The organism is Stenotrophomonas sp. 1L-E-5-B-C3 (assembly GCF_057292075.1).
Map to the genome: position 1 here is coordinate 174,040 of NZ_JBXAWS010000001.1, position 19,971 is coordinate 194,010.

General features: G+C 67.2%; 18 protein-coding genes. 9 read left to right on the top strand and 9 right to left on the bottom strand.

Annotated features, from left to right (window positions below; genetic code table 11):
- The 6 genes from AC0Z6F_RS00755 to AC0Z6F_RS00780 all read left to right on the top strand — a co-directional run bounded on the left by AC0Z6F_RS00755 (window position 1) and on the right by AC0Z6F_RS00780 (window position 6,250).
- Window positions 1-957 carry a type II secretion system F family protein gene (locus AC0Z6F_RS00755; protein WP_012511345.1) on the top strand — a complete coding sequence of 319 codons (957 nt, stop codon included), beginning with the start codon at window positions 1-3 and terminating at the stop codon, window positions 955-957.
- Between the two features lie 28 nt (window positions 958-985).
- Window positions 986-1,921: a type II secretion system F family protein gene (locus AC0Z6F_RS00760; RefSeq protein WP_012511346.1), complete on the top strand. Its 936-nt coding sequence runs from the start codon at window positions 986-988 to the stop codon at window positions 1,919-1,921.
- Window positions 1,921-2,820, top strand: a complete 900-nt coding sequence (locus AC0Z6F_RS00765) for a tetratricopeptide repeat protein (protein ID WP_485616472.1) — start codon at window positions 1,921-1,923, stop codon at window positions 2,818-2,820. The genes AC0Z6F_RS00760 and AC0Z6F_RS00765 overlap by 1 nt, the downstream gene beginning before the upstream one ends.
- Window positions 2,817-3,275: a DUF3613 domain-containing protein gene (locus AC0Z6F_RS00770; protein ID WP_197582746.1), complete on the top strand. Its 459-nt coding sequence runs from the start codon at window positions 2,817-2,819 to the stop codon at window positions 3,273-3,275. The genes AC0Z6F_RS00765 and AC0Z6F_RS00770 overlap by 4 nt, the downstream gene beginning before the upstream one ends.
- Window positions 3,276-3,283: 8 nt before the next feature.
- Entirely contained in the window at window positions 3,284-5,437 is a 2,154-nt protein-coding gene (locus AC0Z6F_RS00775; protein WP_100434845.1) for a TadG family pilus assembly protein, read from the top strand.
- A 99-nt stretch (window positions 5,438-5,536) separates the two neighbouring features.
- On the top strand, window positions 5,537-6,250 hold the full coding sequence (locus AC0Z6F_RS00780; protein ID WP_012511350.1) for a DUF2968 domain-containing protein: 714 nt from the start codon (window positions 5,537-5,539) through the stop codon (window positions 6,248-6,250).
- Between the two features lie 74 nt (window positions 6,251-6,324).
- Here the strand turns inward: AC0Z6F_RS00780 and AC0Z6F_RS00785 are convergent, their stop codons facing one another.
- Complete coding sequence (locus tag AC0Z6F_RS00785; protein ID WP_485616471.1) at window positions 6,325-6,708, bottom strand: hypothetical protein; 384 nt, start codon at window positions 6,706-6,708, stop codon at window positions 6,325-6,327.
- Window positions 6,709-6,896: 188 nt separating this feature from the next.
- Here AC0Z6F_RS00785 and AC0Z6F_RS00790 point away from each other — a divergent pair, with 188 nt between their 5' ends.
- Window positions 6,897-7,721, top strand: coding sequence for an alpha/beta fold hydrolase (locus tag AC0Z6F_RS00790; protein ID WP_012511352.1), 825 nt, complete (start codon window positions 6,897-6,899; stop codon window positions 7,719-7,721).
- Between the two features lie 114 nt (window positions 7,722-7,835).
- Here AC0Z6F_RS00790 and AC0Z6F_RS00795 read toward each other — a convergent pair whose 3' ends face one another.
- From AC0Z6F_RS00795 to AC0Z6F_RS00825, 7 genes are all read right to left on the bottom strand, one after another.
- Window positions 7,836-9,485 (bottom strand): MFS transporter, encoded by a 1,650-nt coding sequence (locus AC0Z6F_RS00795; protein ID WP_100434848.1) that lies wholly within the window; start codon window positions 9,483-9,485, stop codon window positions 7,836-7,838.
- A complete protein-coding gene (locus tag AC0Z6F_RS00800) occupies window positions 9,479-10,762 on the bottom strand; it encodes an alginate export family protein (RefSeq protein ID WP_012511354.1) in 1,284 nt (427 codons plus the stop codon). The genes AC0Z6F_RS00795 and AC0Z6F_RS00800 overlap by 7 nt, the downstream gene beginning before the upstream one ends.
- The gene (locus tag AC0Z6F_RS00805) at window positions 10,741-12,588 is read right to left on the bottom strand and encodes an amidohydrolase (RefSeq protein WP_180889449.1); all 1,848 of its coding nucleotides are present in this window, start codon (window positions 12,586-12,588) and stop codon (window positions 10,741-10,743) included. The genes AC0Z6F_RS00800 and AC0Z6F_RS00805 overlap by 22 nt, the downstream gene beginning before the upstream one ends.
- A 119-nt stretch (window positions 12,589-12,707) precedes the next feature.
- Window positions 12,708-13,133 carry a DoxX family protein gene (locus AC0Z6F_RS00810; RefSeq protein ID WP_012511356.1) on the bottom strand — a complete coding sequence of 142 codons (426 nt, stop codon included), beginning with the start codon at window positions 13,131-13,133 and terminating at the stop codon, window positions 12,708-12,710.
- 2 nt (window positions 13,134-13,135) lie between these two features.
- Window positions 13,136-13,792, bottom strand: coding sequence for a hydrolase (locus AC0Z6F_RS00815; protein ID WP_100434852.1), 657 nt, complete (start codon window positions 13,790-13,792; stop codon window positions 13,136-13,138).
- Window positions 13,789-14,205, bottom strand: a complete 417-nt coding sequence (locus AC0Z6F_RS00820; RefSeq protein ID WP_012511358.1) for a helix-turn-helix transcriptional regulator — start codon at window positions 14,203-14,205, stop codon at window positions 13,789-13,791. Before AC0Z6F_RS00820 ends, AC0Z6F_RS00815 begins: the two co-directional genes overlap by 4 nt.
- A 77-nt stretch (window positions 14,206-14,282) precedes the next feature.
- Complete coding sequence (locus AC0Z6F_RS00825; RefSeq protein ID WP_012511359.1) at window positions 14,283-14,615, bottom strand: hypothetical protein; 333 nt, start codon at window positions 14,613-14,615, stop codon at window positions 14,283-14,285.
- A 96-nt stretch (window positions 14,616-14,711) separates the two neighbouring features.
- On the opposite strand from AC0Z6F_RS00825, the gene AC0Z6F_RS00830 reads away from it, so the two are divergent.
- Window positions 14,712-17,741: a sensor histidine kinase gene (locus tag AC0Z6F_RS00830; RefSeq protein ID WP_485616469.1), complete on the top strand. Its 3,030-nt coding sequence runs from the start codon at window positions 14,712-14,714 to the stop codon at window positions 17,739-17,741.
- Entirely contained in the window at window positions 17,734-18,387 is a 654-nt protein-coding gene (locus AC0Z6F_RS00835; RefSeq protein ID WP_032128093.1) for a response regulator, read from the top strand. Before AC0Z6F_RS00830 ends, AC0Z6F_RS00835 begins: the two co-directional genes overlap by 8 nt.
- A gap of 222 nt (window positions 18,388-18,609) precedes the next feature.
- On the opposite strand, the gene AC0Z6F_RS00840 is transcribed toward AC0Z6F_RS00835, so the two are convergent.
- On the bottom strand, window positions 18,610-19,926 hold the full coding sequence (locus AC0Z6F_RS00840; RefSeq protein ID WP_012511361.1) for an acyl-CoA thioesterase/bile acid-CoA:amino acid N-acyltransferase family protein: 1,317 nt from the start codon (window positions 19,924-19,926) through the stop codon (window positions 18,610-18,612).
- Window positions 19,927-19,971: the final 45 nt, after the last annotated feature.

The window sequence follows — 19,971 nt, forward strand, 5'->3', positions numbered from 1 at the left end:
ATGGGAACCGGCGCGCTGCTGGGCGTTTTGAGCGTCATCTCGGTGCTGCTGGCACTGGCGGTCTGGCTGTGGGGCACAGCCAGCAGCCGCGAGCAGCGCCAGGCGTCGATGCAGCACGCCGAACAGCGCCTGGCGCGTGGCAACGCCAGTGCCGGAGCCCCTGCAGGCGCCTCGGTCGCGGCAGCCAACGACCCGCCGCGACCGGCCAGCAGCGGGCGCCGCGTGCTGCCCCTGGACGGCCTGCTACAGCGCGCCGGCCTGCAGACGGGCTGGAAGCTTCCCATCATGCTGCTGGTGCCGGGGCTGGTGCTTTCGGTGGTGGCGATGCTGCGGCTCGGCACCGTGTGGATGTTCCCGCTGACCCTGCTGTTGTACCTGCTGGGCTGCTGGCTGTGGGTGATGCGGCGGACATCGAAGCTGCGCGCGCAGCTGCTGCATCAGTTGCCGGACTTCCTCGACAACCTGGTGCGCCTGACCGCGCTGGGCAACAGCCTGCAGGCGGCATTCCAGGTGGCATCGATGCAGACCAGCGCACCACTGCGGGGCCTGCTGGACACCACGGTGCGCTATGCGCGGAGCGGCATGGACCTGGACCGTGCACTCGCACTGGCGGCGCAACCGTATCGCATGGATGTGCTGAAGGTGCTGTCGGTAGTGATCGGGGTCAGCGTGCGCATTGGTGGCCGCTCCGACCAGATCCTGCAGCGCATGGGTGATTTCATGCGCGACCTGGAACAGGCGCAGCAGGAGCTGGCCGCGACCACATCGGAGACTCGCATGTCGGCGTGGGTGCTGGGGCTGCTGCCACCGGCCTGCGCCGTGCTGATGGCAATCTCCAGCCCCGAATTTTTCCAGCCTGTCCTGCACGATCCACTCGGCCACAAGATCCTGCTGATCGCACTGGGGCTGGAGCTGTTCGGAGCGTTCCTGCTGTATCGCCTGGCCAAATCACTATGAACCGCCGCAGGCACCCCGGAGATGCCCGATGAGCGCCAGCGCCTGGTTCGCCCTCTCCCTGCTCGTGCTGGCCGCCGGTATCGCCCTGCTCGGTATCGGCGGCTGGGTGCGCAGCCATCGCGAACACCGTACCTCGGCCACGTTGAAGACCGCCCTGCAACCGCGCGAAGAGGCGCGTGACAACGAGACCACACAACGCGATTCACTGGGCTGGCTGGAGCGATTCGGCCGCGCGCTCAGTGGCGGTCGCCTGGAAGCGGCGCTGCTGGCCAATGAGGATCGCCTGCTGCTGGACCTGGCCGGCTGGAACACGCGTCGCGGCACTGCGATCTATCTGGGCCTGCGCTTGCTGCTGGCACTGCTTGTACTGGCATTGGCACTGGCTGTCAGCGATGCCACGGGGCTGGCGAAGATCATGGTGGTGATCGGTGCGCTGGCCGCCGGCCTGCTGCTGCCCAAGTTCGTTCTATCTTCCTGGGTGAAGCGGCGCCGGCGCGCCGTCGACAAGGAGTTGCCTCTGCTGATCGACCTGCTGCGTCTGCTGCAAGGCGTGGGCTTCAGCATGGACCAGAGCCTGCAGACGCTCGGCGACAAGCTGCGTGACGCGCTGCCGGTACTCGGTGGCGAACTGCAGGAAGCCAACGTGGCCTACACCCACGGCCGCACCCGCGCACAGTCACTGCGTCGCTTGAGCGAGGTCTATGCCGACGACGACCTGAGCAGCCTGATGCAACTGATCCTGCAGGTGCATGCGCACGGCGGTGCGGTGCAGGAGCCGTTGCGGCAGTTCAGCATCCGCCTGCGCGAACAGCGCCGCAATACCTTGAAAGAAAAGGTCGGCAAGCTCTCGGTGAAGATGACCGTGGTGATGATGCTGACCCTGCTGCCAGCGCTGATGCTGGTCCTTGCCGGCCCCGCGCTGGTCGCGCTGGCCACCACCATGTCCAAGATGGGATCGCCCTGATGCCTGCCCTGCGCAACGCCTGCCTGCTGATTGCTCTCGTCGCCGTCGCCGGCGGCTGCTCATCGACCACGCCGAAGTATCTGCGTGCCCCCAGCCTGGCGGCACCAGAACCGGCACCGCAGGACAGCCGCAACGCTTACCTGGAGCTGATCGAGCGCATGCAGCAGCAAGGCGCATGGTATGCCTCGCTCGCCCACGTCGACGCCTTCCGCCAGCGCTACGGCGATCCGCCGGCGTTGCGCCTGCTGCAGGCCGATGCATTGCGCGAGACGGGACAGGCCGACGCGGCGATCGCCCTGTACCGCGAACTGTCCAGCGGTCCGCAGGCGGCTGCAGCGGCGCATGGTCTTGGCCTGATCGCCGCGCGCCGCGATGACGATGCCGGCAGCGAACAAGCGCTGGCGCAGGCCACCCAGCTGCAGCCATTGAATACCAGTTACCTGGGCGACCTTGGCTATGCACGGCTTCGCGCCGGCCGCTTCGAACAGGCGCGCGAACCGCTGGCCAAGGCCTTGGAGTTGTCACCAGGCAACGCCAAGGCCACCGCCAACCTGGCGCTGTGGGCGGTGCTGCGTGGCGATACAGCCACCGCCGAGCGTCTTGCCCAGCAGGCCAATCTCAACGAAGAAACCCGTAACAGCATCCAACAGCAGGCCGCACAGATCCGTGCCCGCCTGCAGCAACGTCATGCCGCTGCCGCTGCCGCAACGGTCGCGCCGACACCAGCCCCAGCGACGGCGACGGCCACGGCCACGGCCAGCAGCAATACAACAGGCAGCACACGCCTGGCAGCCGAGCCGCGCCGCGATGCCCGTGATGCGCGCGATCCGCAGCGCCTGCCGCCCTCGATGCTGGAACGCTTCAGCGCCTCCGACCGCCCGAACGGGAACACACCATGACCGCGACGCCCCCGACCCGACGCCTGCTGCCCGTGTTGACCTGCCTGCTGGTTGCAGGAGCCGCGCAGGCGCAGCAACAGCCGTTGACCGGGCAGATGCTCGGCGGCAGCACGCCTGCAGCGCCTGCTTCGCAGCCGCTGCAGTCCGAGCCACTGCCTACGGTCGACCTGGCAGCACCCGCCACGCCGACGCCGGTAACAGCTCCCACGGCGGTTGTCGCCGCCGACGGCATCGCTCCAGCAACGCGCCCGGTACGCAGCCAGATCGGCGATACCGCACGCAACCTGTTCCGCCTGCAGGCATCAGGGCAGCAGGCCGGCCAGCATCTTCCGATCCTCGGCGACCAGGCCACCCTGAGCTATGCCCGCTACATCAAGAGCTTTGAACACGAGATCCCGGACTTCTTTGAAACCGATGTCGCCAAGTCCAAGGGAACATCCTCATCCGGACGCTGAGGTAGGCCATGAAACGCCCACGCCAGTTCAGTTTCAGCCGCCCGCGTGGCGGCATGTCGATCACCATGATGCTGGTCATGCTGGCATTGCTGGCGATGCTGGGTCTGATCGAAATCGGCTATCTGTTCTGGGCCAAGCGTGATGCGCAGAAGGTCGCCGACCTGGCCGCACTGGCCGGCGCGCAACGACTGGAGCTGTGCACCTCGGACAACAGCGACAACAGTGCGGCGCGGCAGAGCGCGCTGACCCAGAACAAGTTTGCGGGCAGCCTGCAGATCCGCTGCGGTAACTGGAGCGCCAGCCGTGGCACGGCGAACCGATTCGTCACCACGATCGACGCCAGCAACCCCCGCAACGCGGTCCAGGTGGTTGCCGAGCGCAGCGTGCTGCCGTTCTTCGGGCAGAACACCAGCCTGCCGACCGTCAGCGTGCAGGCCGTTGCCCGCCGCTCGGAGCCCACCGCCGTATTTGCGGTCGGCTCGCAGCTGTTGCGGACCCGGGGCGACTCACTGCTGATGTCGACCCTGCGCCTGATCGGCCTGGATGTCACCAATGCTACGGTGCTTTCCTATGACGGCCTGGCGCAGGCCAACATCACTCCATCGGGCCTGTTGAAGGCGCTCAACATCCCGGTCAGCGCCAACCTGAGCGTGGCCGACTTCAACCGGCTGCTGGCGGTCAACAAGATCTCGCTGGCGCAACTGGTTGATGCCACGGCCACCGTGGTCGGCCGCAACACCACCGTCGGCGTGCAGCTGCGTGCCCTGTCGGACCTGGTCGCCACCCGGCTGGACATCACCAAGCTCAACATTGCACTGGGCAGCGAGTCCGGCGGCGGTGGGCTGTTCGCCGAGGTCATTTCTCCAGACGGTACCGCCGGCAGCGCACTCGAGTCGAAGATCAGCGTGCTCAACCTGATCAGCACAGCCATCTCCATCGCCAATGAGGGCAATGGCATCGCGGTCGAAGGCTTGAACCTGCTCGGCATCAACGTACAGGCGGGCGTGGTCGAACCGCCGTCGATCGCCATCGGCGGCGTAGGCTCACGTGCCTACAACGCGCAGGTCCGGCTGATGGTGGACGTGGACAGCAACAACCTGTTCGCGCTGGGCCCCCTGCTGCAACTGCTGGGGACGCAGCTGCACCTGCCGCTGCATGTCGATGTCGCCAACGCGATGGGCACCCTGACCGGCATCCAATGTGGCGCCAGTCCGCCCAAGGCGACCATCCAGGTCGACTCCTCGGTGCTGCGCGCCTGCGTGGGCAAGGTCGATCCTGCGCAACGCTTCTCCAAGAACAATGTCTGTGACAACACCCTGCAGAACGAGCAGCTGCTGAAGCTGCTGGGCAAGCCCCTGATCACCAACAAGATCGCCCTGCCCGCCCTGACCAGCTCACAGAACCTGACCCTGGCAGCCGGCGAGAGTGGCTCCACGCAGATCAATCCACTGGCGCTGGGCAACGCCGTTTCCGATCTGGTCAGCGAGCTGCTGCGCGTGCTGGCGGGCATGCTCAGTTCACCGCAGCAGGGCATGAGTGCGAACGACACTGCCAAGGCGCTCGCCGACCGCTACCTGCAGGCGACCTTCCCACCCAACACGCGCTATGACGTGAACAAGCTGATCCCGTTGCTGCGCGATGGCGACCCCAGCCGGCAGCTGGCCCCGCTCAACAGCTGGACCGTACCCGATGGCCTTCCCTATGCCTGTGGCCTGCTGAACCTTGCCACCTGCCACAAGGATGGCCAGGTCTGGGATGCGTTCAAGGTCACCGTCACCGGCCAGGGCCTGGGCGTGCTCGATGGCCTGCTCGGCTCGCTGGTCGGCGGCCTGCTGATCAACCGCTGCGACAGCCTGCTCGGCAACCTGCTGGACTACAACGGCTGTGTTCGCAACAACCTGGCCTCGTACATCCAGACCGCGCCGGCCGGTTTCCTCGACGGCACCGGCGGCAGCGGCGTCACCAACCCCGATGGCAGCGTCAGCTGCAGCGGCCTGCTGTGCACGCTGCTGAAGCCGATCCTGGCCGCACTGCGGCCGGTCCTCAACAGCGTCGGCTCGCTGCTGACCAACCTGCTGGCCAGCGTGCTGGGGCTGGAGCTGGGCCGTACCGACGTCAACGTGCAGTCGATCCAGTGCAGCGCGGCGCAGCTGGTCTATTGACCCGTGACGGGCGCCCTTGGCGGCGCCCGCGCCCATGCTAGACTCCCGGCGGGGAACCACCTTCATCTCAACCCACACTCATCCGTGGATGGTCTAGACATGCGAGAAACTTCAGGGGGCGCGGTCTTCGCCCGGCACGCGCGCAGCGCGGCAATGCTGGCCGTGGCCATGATGCTGGTCGCACCGGCGGCGATGGCTGCACGAGGGGACCGCGAAGCTGCCGCAGAGCCGGCCGCGCGTACTGCACCGGTGGTACGCAACACCGTTGACGAACTCAAGCAGCTGATGGATGCGCGCCAGCTGACCGAGCTGCGCACCACCTACAACGGCAACTACGGCGCCAGCCTGCTGTTCAATGCCAGTACCCTGACCTACTACGTCGCCCTGTTCCAGGAAAAGAACTTCTGGCGGGTGATCAAGACCGATGCCGTCGACAACGCCGAGCGTGTCTACCGCACCTTCGCGCAGCAGTCCGAGCAGCTGGCACAGGTCTATATCGACACCACCCGCCTGGAAGCCGGCAAGCGCTATACCGAGCGCCTGGTGGCCTACAACGAGGAACGCCTGCGCACCCTGCAGCAGGAAATGGAACAACAGCAGGCGCAGTCGGCCCAGGTCAGCGCTGCCCTGCAGCAGGCCCAGCAGCAGGCGGTCAGCCTGAGCACCGACGTGCAGAGCACCAACAGCCAGCTGGATTCCCTGCAGCGCCGCATCCAGATCCTGCAGGCCGAACAGGGCAACCCGGAGCTGAGCCTGCCCAAGCCGGACAGCGTGCCCTCGCCTGCACCGGCTGCAGCCAGCGACGGTCGCTGAGGTCCAAGCGTCCATCAGCCCACACGACGGCGCCGCAGGGCGCCGTTGTCGTTTCCGGCACTTGTTGCCAGCGTTCAACGGCAGGCGTCGTACACCGCGTCATCCAGCTGCCGGCGTTGTACGAAGTCCAGCCGTGTGCGCTTCGCCAGTGCCTTCTCGCGCTGTTGCCGTGCACGGTCGCAGGCTGCAGGGTCGCTGCGGATGGAAATCAGCGCCGCGCGCGCAGCTGATGGGCGCACCGCACGCGGCTTCGATGTGACCGGTGCCGCCTTGGCTTCCACACCCCGCGACAACGACCGCTCCACCGGAACCTCCCAGCGCCATTCCGCACGCCCCTGGCACGGCGTCTGCTGGTAGACCGGATGCGGACCGTCCACGCACTTGTAGACATTTGTCTGCGCGTGCGTCGTGGCGGCCAGCAGCAGGCACAGCATCAGGGACCATTGCGCTTTCTGCATGCTGCCGGTTTCCCGAAGAAGGAGCCGCCATCGTCGACATGCCGACCACGCTGCGCCAGAGCGATATGCGTCACAGCCCGGGCAATCCAGCACAGCCGTGCAAGCCGCCCGGCGTGCGCTGCGCTGTACTGCCGAAGGCACCGGCACACCTGCCGCTGCCTTCCCTCCCTTCCGCCAAGGAACCTGCAATGAGCAACTACGTCACCGTCGCCGATGGCACCCGCATCTTCTACAAGGACTGGGGCAGCGGCCAGCCGATCGTGTTCGCCCACGGCTGGCCGCTGTCGTCCGATGCCTGGGACCCGCAGATGCTGTTCATGGGCCAGAACGGCTACCGCGTGATCGCCCATGACCGCCGCAGCCACGGTCGTTCCAGCCAGACCTGGGACGGCAACAACATGGACACCTATGCCGATGACCTGGCGGCGGTGATCGAGACGCTGGACCTGAAGGACGCGATCCTGGTCGGCCACTCCACCGGGGGTGGCGAAGTGGCCCACTACATCGGTCGTCACGGCAGCAAGCGCGTGGCCAAGGTCGTACTGGTCGGTGCGGTACCGCCGCTGATGCTGAAGACCGACGCCAACCCGGCTGGTACCCCGTTGGAGGTCTTCGACGGCATCCGCAAGGGCACCGGTGGCGACCGTTCGCAGTTCTTCCAGGATCTGGCAACGCCGTTCTTCGGGGCAAACCGCGATGGCAACGCCGTCACCCAGGGCATGCGCGATTCGTTCTGGCTGCAGGGCATGCTCGGGGCCGTCAAGGGCCAGTACGACTGCATCCACGAATTCTCGGAGGTGGACTACACCGAGGACCTGAAGAAGATCGATGTGCCGGCGCTGGTGGTGCATGGCGACGACGACCAGATCGTGCCATTCGATGCCTCGGCCAAGCTGTCCTCGCAGATCATCAAGGACGCCGAGTTGAAGGTGTATGCCGGTGCCCCGCACGGCCTGACCGTCACCCACGCCGCCCGGTTCAATGCCGACCTGCTGGCGTTCGCGCGTAAATGATGTACCGCGGCGGCGCCATGACGGTGCCGCCGCTTCTTCGGTCGCAAAAAGGGGACGGAGGGGATTAAGTCGTTTGTGCACAAACGACTTAATCCCCTCCGTCCCCTTTTTGGGTCAGATGTCGCTGTGGTGGTGCGGGACCCCGGTCTTCGGCAGCGGGTCATGGCCGCCGACGAAATGGCGCACCACTGGTGCACGCTCACCGCGATGCAGCCCGCGCAGCACTTCCTGGATCGCCTTGTCATCGGCGGTGATGCGCTCGTGCTGGCGCAGGTGCTCCAGCCACGATGGGGTCACGAAATACTCCAGGTGGATGCCTGGACTGGCCACGTCCTCCACTACGCCCCAGACCACCGCGCCATCGCGGCGGCGGATCGTGCCCAGCGCGCGCATCTGCGCCTGGAACGCGGCCCGGTCAGCCTCGTCGATGCGGTACTCGAGGGTGACCAGTACCGGGCCACGATCATTCGATACCGGCACCGACAGTTCCGGTGCGGGCCAATGCCCGGCCGGGCTGAGGTTCAGGTCTTCCGCCCCGGCGATGCGCACGCGCCAGACCAGCAGGCCACCGATCACCGCGCCGGCAGCCGCCACCAGCAACGCGAGCTCCGGCGACGTACGCTGCGCCAGCGCGCCCCAGCTCAGGCCACCGGCAGCCATGCCCGCGGAGAACACCATGATGTACAGCGCCAGCGCCCTTGCACGCACCCACGCCGGTACCGCCGTCTGTGCCGCAATCTGCAGCGACGACAGCACCGTGATCCAGGCGAAGCCATTGATCAGCATCACCAGCGGCAGCACGTACCAGCTGCGACTCAGCGCCAGCCCGACCAGGCTCAACGCCAGCGACAGCGTGGCCAGCAGCACCAGCAGGTCACGATCCATCTGCGCACGCAGCTTCGGCAGCAACAGCGCACCGCCCACCGCGCCGATACCGATGCAGCCCAACAGAATGCCGTACTGCCCCGCCCCGCCGTGCATCTGCCCGCGTACCACCACCGGCAGCATTGCGTTCATCGCTGCAGCGAAGAAGAAGAAGCCGACCGACTTGATCAGCACCGCCTGCAGGCGCCCGGCGCGACTGGCGTAGCGCAGGCCCGCCTTCAATCCAGCACCGAAGCCTTCCGGCGGCAGGCTGGACTGCTTCGGGTCACGCTTCCAGCCCCATACCACGAACAGCATCGCGGCAAAGGTGATGGCGTTGAAACCGAAGGCCCAGACCGCACCGAGCTGGGCCACGATTACGCCACCGATGGCCGGGCCGATCGAGCGTGCGATGTTGATGCCGATCGAGTTCAGCGCCACCGCCGAGGCCAGCATCGGCTGCGGCACCAGTTCGGAAACGATCGCCGCCTGTGCCGGCATCGCCATCGCCGCACCGCAGCCCATGCAGAAGGTCAGCAGCACCAGCAGCTGCGGCGTCAGCATGTCCATCGCGGTCAGCGCCGCCATCACTGCGGCGACCAGCAGCATCCAGCCCTGGGTGGCCAGCAGGTACTTGCGGCGGTCGACGATGTCGGCCAGGGTGCCGGCGGCCAGCGCCAGCAGCACGATCGGCACCGTGGTGGCCGACTGCACCAGCGCCACCATCAATGGTGAGCCGGTGCGCTCGGCCATCACCCAGGCGGCGGCGACATCATTGACCCAGGTGCCGATGTTGCTGGCCAGGATCGCCAGCCAGATCGAGCGGAACATCCGGATCTTCAGCGGGGACCAGGCACCTGCAGCCTGTGCGGGGGGTTGCGACGCGGTTGCGTTCACCATTGCCATGCTCCAACGATCGAGGCGAACAGCGTGTCCTGGCCACCGGCCTGCTTCAGTGCAGGACCTGCGTCGACCCAGGCCAGCTGCAGCTGCCATTGCCAGTGTTCGCTGGCCTGCCAGCGGGTTTCGGATTTGTATTGATTGCCAATGCGGCGCGCGCCACCAGCGCTGCCCGGCAGTGCCACCAGGGGTGCCGGCGTGGTGTAGACCGCATCGGCGCGCCGATGCTTCCAGGCCATCTGTACGCCCAGCTCTGTCGTCAGCGTGTCACGCAGCCGCAGGGACAGCGTAGGCTGGACGTCCATCAGATTGGCTGGGGCCAGCAGGCTGGCTTCGCTGAAATAGGCCGACTTCGGGAACAGGGCATTGAACGTGCCCAGGCGGCCATCACGTACGTTGCCATCACCACTGGCGATGTCGGCCTTCAGCCCCAGGCGCGGCTGTAGCGGAAGATCCCGCCAGCGCCAACCGGTATCGGTGGCCAGCGTCCAGGCACGGATGTCGAGGTTGCCTTCGGTGGTACGCAATTCACCGCCCTGCGCCACCAGCTCATTGTTCCAGTCCAGCGCCCCGGCCTGGCCGAACCAGCGCGCGCCCAGGGTCTGCCGACGTTCGGTGCCCGAGCCCGCCGCGAACCGCGCGCCCTCGCGGCGGTAGTCCAGCAGATACAGGTCCCATTGCCCTGGGCTGCGGTCACGCGCGGTGGTCGCATATGCTCCCCACAGATGCGCGCCCGGTTCGCCGCGATCATCGAACGCCCCCGGCCGGTTCTGCACCGGTTGCAGCGCCATCAGGTCCAGCGTGCCGAGGCGGCCCTTCCATCCTGCACGTGCTCCGTCGAACGCCAAGCGGATGTTCGGCCCGTCGCGTACCGACAACAGCCGTGAGCTGCCGTATCCCGCCTCCTGCCGGCCCAGCTGCAGATGGAAGCCACGGTACTGCCAGCGCCAGTACACCTGCTGCACATCCAGCGCGCTGCGGTCAGTACGGCCCGGACCGCCGGCCTTGCCGCTCTCCCCGTGAACACCCAGCTGCAGCTTTGCCTGCCAGGTGTCTTCCACATAGGTGGCCGATGCCAAGGCGCGCAGCAGGCCATAGTCATCTTCGCTGCCGCCAATGCCGAACCGGGTCGGATCGTAGTACAGGCCACGCGCCCGCAGCGATGCATCCCATTGCAGCTGGCCGTCCCCAGCCGCGCTGCAATGACCGCCGTCGCAGGCCTGCACCAGCGACGGTGCGGCCAGCAATGCCAGGCTCAGAACGCGAAGCACGAGCATCCCATCGCGCCCCAGAACGCGGTCAGGTCGTCAGTGGGTGCAGCATGCCGGGCAGCATGGCCATGCGCGCCGTGGGTACTGCAGGCCGCACCATGATGATGGCGGTGCGCGGCCGCCAGACCGGTTGCGGCGCCGCCGACGTGGTAGCCACCGAACCGGTTGACCGGCGACCAGTCCGGCATCGCCGGCGGCAGCTGCGGCGCCAGCCCTGCATAGTCGGCATCTGCATGCACGATGCGTCCGCCGACCACGGTCAGCACGCTGGTGATGTCGGCGATCTGCGCGTCATCCACGCGGAAGAAGTCGGCCGAGAGCAGGATGAAATCAGCCAGCTGACCGGCTTTCAGCGTGCCCTTCACCGCTTCGTCGCCGGAGAACCAGGCGCTGCCCTGGGTCCACAGGCGCAGCGCCTGCTCGCGTTCGAGCAGGTTCTCATCGCCATACAGGGCCAGACCGCCCACGGTGCGCCCGGTCACCAGCCAGGACAACGCCACCCACGGGTTGTAGCTGGCCACGCGGGTGGCGTCGGTACCGGCACCGACCGGTACGCCTTCGGCCAGCATGCGCTTGACCGGCGGTGTATGCCGCGCGGCCTGCACGCCATAGCGCTCGACGAAGGCTTCGCCCTGGTAGGCCATGCGGTGCTGCACGGCAATGCCGCCACCCAGCGCACGGATGCGTTCGATGTTGCGCGGGGTGATGGTCTCGGCGTGATCGATGAACCAGTGCAGGCCATCGAACGGCACCTCGCGGTTGACCTGCTCGTACACGTCCAGGATGCGGGTGATGCTCTCGTCGTAGGTGGCATGGATGCGGAACGGCCAGCGCTTCTCGACCAGCAGCTTCACCACATCGTGCAATTCCGGCTCCAGCTCCGGCGGCAGTTCCGGACGCGGTTCGTTGAACAACTCGAAGTCGGCGGCGGAGAACACCAGCATCTCACCGGCACCATTGTGGCGCAGCAGGTCATCGCCCTGGCGTGGCTGCAGCATCTCGCTCCAGCCTCGGAAGTCGTTGACCTCGTTGCCCTTGTTCTGGGTGAACAGGTTATAGGCGATGCGCACCGTTAGCTGGTCATCGCGGTGCAGCTGCTCGATGACCTGGTAGTCCTCGGGGTAGTTCTGGAAACCACCGCCGGCGTCGATCACCGAGGTGATGCCGAGACGGTTCAACTCACGCATGAAATGACGGGTGGAGTTGGCCTGGTACTCGATCGGCAGCTTCGGGCCCTTGGCCAGGGTCGCGTACAGGATCAGCGCATTGGGCTTGGCCAGCAGCAGCCCGGTCGGATTGCCGAGCGAGTCACGCACGATCTGGCCGCCCGGCGGATCCGGGGTGTCCTTGGTATAGCCACAGGCACGCAGTGCGGCGCGGTTGAGCAGCGCACGGTCGTACAGGTGCAGCAGGAACACCGGCGTATCCGGCGCGATGTCGTTGAGCTCCTGCAGTGTCGGCAGGCGCTTCTCGTTGAACTGGGTGGCGGTGAATCCACCGACCACACGCACCCACTGCGGTGCAGGCGTGCGGTCGACCTGCGCCTTCAGCATGTCCAGCGCGTCCCCCAGCGAACGCAGGCCGTCCCAGCGCAGTTCAAGGTTGTAGTTCAACCCACCGCGGATCAGATGGGTATGGCTGTCGTTGAGGCCGGGCAACAGGCGCCGCCCCTGCGCATCGATCAGGGTCGCTTCGTTGCCCCAGCCGCGCATGATCTCCTCGTCACTGCCGACGGCGACGATGCGCCCTTCCTGCACGGCCAAGGCCTGCGCATGCGGCTGTTGCGGGTCCAACGTAGTGATGCGGGCATTGCGGATGACCAGCGTGCTCATGCGACGCTCCTTGGAAGTGGAATCGAGTGCAGCACCGGCGCGGCCGGCCAAACCAAGTGCAACGGCGGCGCCGCTGGCCAGCACCACGTTGCGGCGACCGTGGTCGAGTGGATCGTGACTCATGCGATGTCTCCCTGAAGACGATGGCCATCCAGCGCCCAGGCACCGGGGCCGGCCAGCGCGAGGGCCAGCAGTACCGTGGTCCACATCAACGGGTACTCACTGCCACCGCGCATCCAGAACCAGCCCCTGGGCAGGGCCAGAAGTACGGTGAAACCGATGAAGGCAGCCGCGGCAAGCGCCGCGACGCGAGTCTGCCAGCCCAGCAGCACAGCCAGCCCGGACAGCACCTGCAGAAGGGCCAGCAGCAGCGGCAACGGTGCTGTTGCCGGCAATCCGAAACCGCGCAGCTCGCCGGCGAAACCGGCCAGCCCAGAACCGCCAAACCAGCCGAACAGCTTGCCCAACGCGTGTGGCAGCAGGAATCCTCCCGCTGCCACACGCAGGATCAACAGGGCCAGGTCGAGGCCATGGCCAGCCAGCATGCTCAGTGCCCGCCTTCCTGCGCGCCGAACATGCGCTTGGCGTACTGGATGCCGATGCCGTAGCCGCCGGCGTGGTCGCGGGCGATGCCGGTAGTCAGGTCGTAGGTTTCGCCACGCGCCCAGTCACGCTGCAGCTCAAGCAGGTACTGCACGCTGGTCATCGGCACCGCACCGGCCTGCACCATGCGGGTGATCGCGCGCTCGTGCGCTTCTTCGCTGACATCGCCGCAGGCATCGGTAATCACGTAGACCTCGAAGCCCTGCGCCAGCGCCGACAGCGCCGGGCCGACGATGCAGACGCTGGTCCACAGGCCGGCAACAACCAGGCGACGCTTGCCGATGCGGTTGATCTCATCGATCACCGGCTGGTCTTCCCAGGTGTTCATCGAGGTGCGGTCGAACACCGGCTGGCCCGGGAAGATCTCCGGCAGTTCCGGGAACATCGGGCCGGAGAACGACGCTTCGGCAACGGTGGTCAGCAGTACCGGCACGTTGAAGCCCTTGGCACCCTTGCTGATCAGCGACACGTTGTTGCGCAGCGCAGAGATGTCGATGGTGTGGGTGGCGAATGCCATCTGCGACTGGAAGTCGATCAGCACCAGGGCATGGTCGGTGGGCGACAGCAGGGCCGGGGCGGGCGTGGCGGTGGCAAGGCTCATGGTTGGACTCCGTTGGAAACACGATCAGGGGGAAGCAACAGGGCCGCATCGCCGGCCAGATACTGGCCGGGGCTGCAGCCGGTCTCCGCGCGGAAGCTGCGGACGAAATGACTCTGGTCGAAGAAACCCAGCTGCTGCGCCAGGCAGGACATCGGCAACTGCGCGACCGGCAGCAGCTGGCGTGCACGTTCGATGCGGCGACGGCGGACGTAGCGCAACGGGCTTGCGCCGGTGCCACTGCGGAACAGGCGCACCAGATGGAAGCGGCTGACACAGGCCGCGTCGGCCAGGTCGGTCACGCGCAGCGGTTGGGACAGGTGCTCATCGACGTAGCGCAGGGCACGCTGCAATGCCGCCGCCTGGTGCGGGGCCAGCGATGCAGCGGACGAATCCGGCAGGGAAGCAGTGGCCATGGGGGGCGCCGCGAGGGGGTGGCCCATGGTGCGGGTGCGCCGGGCGATGCCCTACCCCCGTCGGTCGAGGCCAGCACCTACCCGAATGGGGGAGGCCGATGTCCAAATACACGCCGGCCAAACAGCCGTGCATCCAGTGAATAGGCACCCGGACCCAGTACCAGCAGGGCCAGCGGCAACACCACCAGCGGCCACGGCAGTGCCTGTGCATGGAGTTCCAGCATTGCCACCACCACTGCCACGGGCATCAGCACACCCAGCGCGAGCATCGCCACCGCCAACAGGCAAAGTGCCGACAGCCAGCCACCATGCCCTCCCGGCATGCACAGGGCAGCGGCAACGCACAGCCGCAGCCACAGCAGGCCGACGCCCGGACCGCGGTCGGGGAACATCAGGAACAGACGCTGCATGGCCGGGCTCCACAGGGCATGCCTGCGTGATAACCGACTGCCTCGCAGTTCGCCTACCCCGTTCGGGTCACCCTGGGCTGCCCCGCACCTGCCAGAATGCGTGCCATGCATGGCCGCCCCTTCCCGTTCCTGCGTCGCCTGCCGACGCTGCTGACGTGCCTGCTGTTGTGGACCGCCCTGCCCGCCTTCGCCGTGCAGCGGCCAGCCGTGAACAGTGGATTGACCGGCTACGAGCACACCGCGTGGCGGGTCGGCCAGGGCGCACCCGGTGACATCTGGGACATCAGCCAGGACCGCGACGGTCTGTTGTGGCTGGCTACCGGTTCGGGCCTGTACCGTTTCGATGGACGCCGCTTCGAACGGCAGGCGCCCCCCGTTGGCGGCCAGTTCCCGTCCACCAACATGGTCACGCTGGCGCATGCCGCCGACGGTGCCCTGTGGATCGGTTACTTCCAGGCAGGCATCAGCCAGTTCGCGCGCGGCCAGCTGCACAACTACGGCCGCGACCAGGGCGTGCCGGTCGGCGTGGTCCCACACTTCAGCCAGGACCGCGACGGCCGACTGTGGGCGGCCATCAATGGTGGGCTACGCTGGTTTGACGGCCAGCGCTGGCAGCGGCTGCCCACTGGCACGGGGGTGCCGGAACACCGCGTGCAATGGGCGCTGCATGACAGCCACGGCACTTTCTGGGTGCTGGCCGACCTGAAAATCTGGAAGCGTGCCGCCGGCGCCACACGCTTCGAGGACACCGGCATTGCGGTCTCGCAGATGGCGACGCTGGCCGAGAGCCCGCAGGGCGACGTCTGGCTGGCCGATCGCGTACGCGGTGCTTCGCCGCTGGCCAACGCGCAGGGCCTGCTGCCGGACAGCGAACGCGAAGCGCGACGCCTCCCAGACCTGGTCGCCGCACGCCTGCAGTTCACTGCCGACGGCGCGCTGTGGGCCACGATGAGCCCGCATGGCGGTGTGGCCCGGATCACGTTCGACGGCGATCGCGCCGTGCGCATGGAGCGTTTCGATTCGCCGCACGGGCTGACCGCCACCTCGGCGGTGCCGATCATCGTCGACCGCGAAGGCAATCTCTGGGTCGGCACCAACCTGGGCCTCAACCGCTTCCGTGCGCGCAGCGTGCACACGCTGGCGGTGGGGCCCAGTGATCCCTACCGCTCGCTGGTGCGGGCCAGCGATGGGCGTGTGTACGGCTATGGCGAGGACCTCAAGCCGTACGATCTGCGCCGGCCGTTGCTGGAAGGCAGTGCCGCACAACTGCAGGTGGCCGCGCGCCGGGCACCCACGCCAATCTGGCAGTTCGACTGGGTCAATCTTGCGCGCACGGTCGCCGGCCACACCTCGTTGATCCCGCTGCCGGCCCCGTTCACCGGGCAACCGCTGCACGCCCTGCTGTTCCCCGACGACGCGCAGGCCTGGGTATGCACGGGTGAACGCGGCGTCCTGCACTACCTGCATGGCCAATGGCAGCGCGAGGTCCGCCTGCCCGAGCAGGCCTGCTCATCGCTGGCGCTGGATGCCCATGGCCAGCTGCTGCTCGGCTATGCCGACGGCCGCCTGCGCCGGATGAGCGCGGGCCACATCGAGAGCTTCGATGCCAGCCAGGGCCTGTCGGTCGGGCCGATCACCGCAATGCTGCATCACCAGGACCTGCTGCTGGTCGCCGGCGAAGCCGGTCTGGCTGCGCGCGTTGGCAACGGTCGTTTCGTTCCGGTGCGAACCGACATGGCCGGTGTACTGGAAGGCATCACCGGCATGGTGGCCGATCCGAACGGACACCTCTGGTTCAATGGCAGCCGTGGCCTGGTCCGGCTGGGGAGCGATGAGCTGCGACGGACGCTGCGGACCGGGCTGCCGGTGACGCCACGCCTGTTCGATGCGGTGGATGGCATGCCGGGCATCGCCCTGCAGAGCGGACCGATCGCCACCGCTGCACTGGCCGATGACGGACTGCTGTGGCTGGCCACCAATCAGGGCCTGGCCTGGCTGGACACCACCCGCTCGCACGTCAACACCATGGCACCCAGCGTACGCATCGGCGAGGTGTTGTACGGCAACGCACATGAGCCCCTGCGCGATGGCATGCGCCTTCCGGCCGGCACCAGCCAGCTGCAGATCGACTACGTGGCGCTGTCGCTGGCGCGTCCGGAGCGCAACCGCTACCGCTATCGCCTGTCCGGGGTCGACGACGGGTGGCAGGATGCCGGCAGCAGCACGCGGGCGTACTACACCAACCTCGCCCCCGGAAGTTATCGCTTCGAGGTGGAGGCCGCCAACGAAGACGGCATCTGGAGCACCACGCCTGCCAGCCGCAGCTTCCGCATCGCCCCCACCTTCATGCAGACCGTGTGGTTCAAGCTGCTGTGTGCGGCCGTGATACTCGCGCTGCTGGTGATGGCGGTGCGCATCCGCAGCGGACAGCTGGCGGCCCTGTTCCGCGCGCGCTTGCAGGAACGCAACGGCGAACGCGAACGCATTGCGCGTGACCTGCACGACACCCTGCTGCAGGGCAGCCAGGGCCTGATCCTGCGCCTGCATGCGATCAGCCAGTCGCCACAGACATCCGAAACGGTGCGCGGCCAGCTGGAATCGGCGATGCAACTGGCCGAACGCAACCTGGCCGAGGGCCGCGAGCGGGTCAATGCCCTGCGTGAGGGACCGTTCGCTGGCCGCGACCTCGCATCGGCACTGGCCGATGTGCACGCCGAGTACGCCGGACACGGCACAAACCCACTGCGCCTGACCGTGGAAGGCGCGACGCCACCACTACAGGCCGACGCGGCTGAAGAAGTATTCCTGATCGGACGCGAGGCGATCCGCAATGCGTTGCGTCATGCCAACGCCAGCGCAATCGAAGTGGAGCTTTCGTACGGCACGCGGTGCTTCCTGCTGCACGTGCGCGACGATGGCGTCGGCATCGCCGACCACAATGCCGGCCATGGTCATTGGGGCCTGCAGGGCATGCGTGAGCGCGCGCAGCGCCTCGGCGCGGACCTGCAGTTGTGGACCCGCCCCGGTCTGGGCACCGAGGTGGCGTTGTCGGTTCCCGCGCGGCGCTTGTATCACCGCCGCCCATCGCGTTGGCGCTGGCCTTGGAGTAAACCAAACCATGACTGAGTCCCCTGCCCCGATCGGCGTGCTGGTGGTCGATGACCATCCACTGCTGCGTGACGGCCTGGCCGCCCTGCTGGGCGCACAACCCGATCTGCGCCTGCTCGGCGAAGCCGCCGATGGCGAGGAAGCCATCGCCTGCTACCAGCGGCTGCAGCCCGACGTGGTGCTGATGGACCTGCAGATGCCACGGCTGGATGGCGTCGAAGCGATCGTGCGGATCCGCGCGATGGACCCGCGCGCGCGCATCATCGTGCTGACCACCTACCGTGGTGACGTACGCGCGGTCCGCGCGCTGCAGGCCGGCGCCAGCGCCTATCTGCTGAAGGACATGCTGCGCCATGAGCTGGTCGATACGATCCGCATGGTCGCTGGCGGCCGCCGCGCACCGATTCCCCCGGCGGTGGCGGCCAGCATCGCCGCGCATGTGGTGGAAGACCGGTTGTCGCCGCGCGAAACCGAGGTACTGAGGCATGTAGCCGGCGGCCTGTCGAACAAGCGTATCGGCGAGCGCATGCAGATTTCCGAGCAGACGGTGAAGGCGCACATGAAGAGCCTGATGGACAAGCTGGGCGTGGGTGATCGCACGCATGCGGTGACCCAGGCGCTGCGGCGCGGGATCATCAGCCTGGACGACAGCGGTCACGATTAGGGGGTTGTTCGGCAGGGCTTGCAGCCCTGCACCTGCGGTAGTGCCGGCCGCTGGCCGGCAACCTCAACAGCAACGGCGAAAGCGGGGTTTCCGTGGGATGGCGGGGCGGTGTTGGTAGGTGTCGACCTTGGTCGACACGGTAGATCCAGGCCATGCGTGGATGAAGCTCAATCGGATCGGAATCGAACATCTGGAAGGAAGAACAGGGGTCAGCACTTTCGGCTACAGCGCCTCGGCAAGGAACTCCAGCACCGCTGGCCCTACCTCTCGGTCCGCGCGGGCATGACCTTCGGCCGTGCCCCCCACTTCAATGTACGGGCCTACATCATGGCGATGGGTGGTCGGCTGCAGAAACGGGGTGATCAGATGCCCCGCATCTGAGTAGTACAGGAAACGGTCACGGTCACCACGCCCTGCGGCTGCAAGCCGACGCTGCGCAACAGCCAGCATCGTGCCTGAGTCACCCAGCCGATCGTCACCACCTCCGATCCACAACGTGCGTGCAGCAATGTCCTCGATGGGCAGCATCGCGGTACGCAATGCCGGTTCCCACTGCGGCCCCGGTCTGCCCCAGTCAACCTCCTCGCGATACGGCAGCCACGGCAGGGGTTCGCCCTGCCAGCTCAAGGGGGAACGGTCCACCGCTCGGAAATCGGCCGGGGCCACGTCACGGGCGATGCCACGAAACGGGGCTGGACTGCCTACCCAGGACACAGCGACGCGGAGCTCAGGCAGATGCACCGCCGTGGCCATGGTCACGATGCCGCCCCAGGAGCCTCCCATCAGCCCTACCCGCTGTGGATCCACCCGGGGATGGCGCTGCAGCCAGTGCACTGCGTCGCGTACGGTTTCCAACGGAACCTCGATCAGATCCTTGGGCACGCCCGGCCCGCGATACCACGCCACCGACACCGCGACATAGCCGTTGCTGGCCAGCCAGGCGGCATAGAGGTCGCCACCGTCGAATCCGCCTTCGGCACCGCCCAGCGTCACCAATGCTGGCGCCCGTGCATCAGCCTGCTGGCCCGATGGCAGGTACAGATGTGCTTCGCGGCCACCGATTTCGACCTGTTGCACCTGCACGCCCGGCAACATCAGATGGCGCTTCAGGGTCCGCCGTGCGACCACCGATCCTGCACGCTCCACCTCCAGTTCGAAGGCCTGTGACTGGAACCCCAAGCCGTCATCGGCGCGCTGCCACTGCACGGGAAGTGCGCTGGCTCTCCCTTCCTGTGGTTGCATCGACCAGATCAGCCCGCTCGCATCGACGCCTCGATAGCTGCCCTGCTCCGAGCCGCTGCGTGCGGTGTCGACCGTCCCCTGCGGGTCCGCGCGCAGTGCAGCCTGTGACTGCCAGCGCCGGCCCCGGCTGTCCCGCATCGACAACCGTAGTTGCACCACCTCGGCCGCCGCCAGTCCCTCAACCCTAATGGCTGGAATACGATCAGCGCGCCCCTGATGGTCATCGAAAATGACCCGCACATCAGCCAACGCAGGCAGCGCCAGCACGCCCAGCAACACACCCAAGCACCACCGCATCCGCGTGCTCCACCCTGATCTGGAAAGGCGCAGGGTGCACTGGCC

Bases quoted from the DNA above. Each gene is read 5' to 3' on its own strand.
- AC0Z6F_RS00755 (WP_012511345.1), top strand. From the start codon at position 1: ATGGGAACCGGCGCGCTGCTGGGCGTTTTGAGCGTCATCTCGGTGCTG.
- AC0Z6F_RS00760 (WP_012511346.1), top strand. From the start codon at position 986: ATGAGCGCCAGCGCCTGGTTCGCCCTCTCCCTGCTCGTGCTGGCCGCC.
- AC0Z6F_RS00765 (WP_485616472.1), top strand. From the start codon at position 1,921: ATGCCTGCCCTGCGCAACGCCTGCCTGCTGATTGCTCTCGTCGCCGTC.
- AC0Z6F_RS00770 (WP_197582746.1), top strand. From the start codon at position 2,817: ATGACCGCGACGCCCCCGACCCGACGCCTGCTGCCCGTGTTGACCTGC.
- AC0Z6F_RS00775 (WP_100434845.1), top strand. From the start codon at position 3,284: ATGAAACGCCCACGCCAGTTCAGTTTCAGCCGCCCGCGTGGCGGCATG.
- AC0Z6F_RS00780 (WP_012511350.1), top strand. From the start codon at position 5,537: ATGCGAGAAACTTCAGGGGGCGCGGTCTTCGCCCGGCACGCGCGCAGC.
- AC0Z6F_RS00785 (WP_485616471.1), bottom strand. From the start codon at position 6,708: ATGCAGAAAGCGCAATGGTCCCTGATGCTGTGCCTGCTGCTGGCCGCC.
- AC0Z6F_RS00790 (WP_012511352.1), top strand. From the start codon at position 6,897: ATGAGCAACTACGTCACCGTCGCCGATGGCACCCGCATCTTCTACAAG.
- AC0Z6F_RS00795 (WP_100434848.1), bottom strand. From the start codon at position 9,485: ATGGTGAACGCAACCGCGTCGCAACCCCCCGCACAGGCTGCAGGTGCC.
- AC0Z6F_RS00800 (WP_012511354.1), bottom strand. From the start codon at position 10,762: ATGCTCGTGCTTCGCGTTCTGAGCCTGGCATTGCTGGCCGCACCGTCG.
- AC0Z6F_RS00805 (WP_180889449.1), bottom strand. From the start codon at position 12,588: ATGAGCACGCTGGTCATCCGCAATGCCCGCATCACTACGTTGGACCCG.
- AC0Z6F_RS00810 (WP_012511356.1), bottom strand. From the start codon at position 13,133: ATGCTGGCTGGCCATGGCCTCGACCTGGCCCTGTTGATCCTGCGTGTG.
- AC0Z6F_RS00815 (WP_100434852.1), bottom strand. From the start codon at position 13,792: ATGAGCCTTGCCACCGCCACGCCCGCCCCGGCCCTGCTGTCGCCCACC.
- AC0Z6F_RS00820 (WP_012511358.1), bottom strand. From the start codon at position 14,205: ATGGCCACTGCTTCCCTGCCGGATTCGTCCGCTGCATCGCTGGCCCCG.
- AC0Z6F_RS00825 (WP_012511359.1), bottom strand. From the start codon at position 14,615: ATGCAGCGTCTGTTCCTGATGTTCCCCGACCGCGGTCCGGGCGTCGGC.
- AC0Z6F_RS00830 (WP_485616469.1), top strand. From the start codon at position 14,712: ATGCGTGCCATGCATGGCCGCCCCTTCCCGTTCCTGCGTCGCCTGCCG.
- AC0Z6F_RS00835 (WP_032128093.1), top strand. From the start codon at position 17,734: ATGACTGAGTCCCCTGCCCCGATCGGCGTGCTGGTGGTCGATGACCAT.
- AC0Z6F_RS00840 (WP_012511361.1), bottom strand. From the start codon at position 19,926: ATGCGGTGGTGCTTGGGTGTGTTGCTGGGCGTGCTGGCGCTGCCTGCG.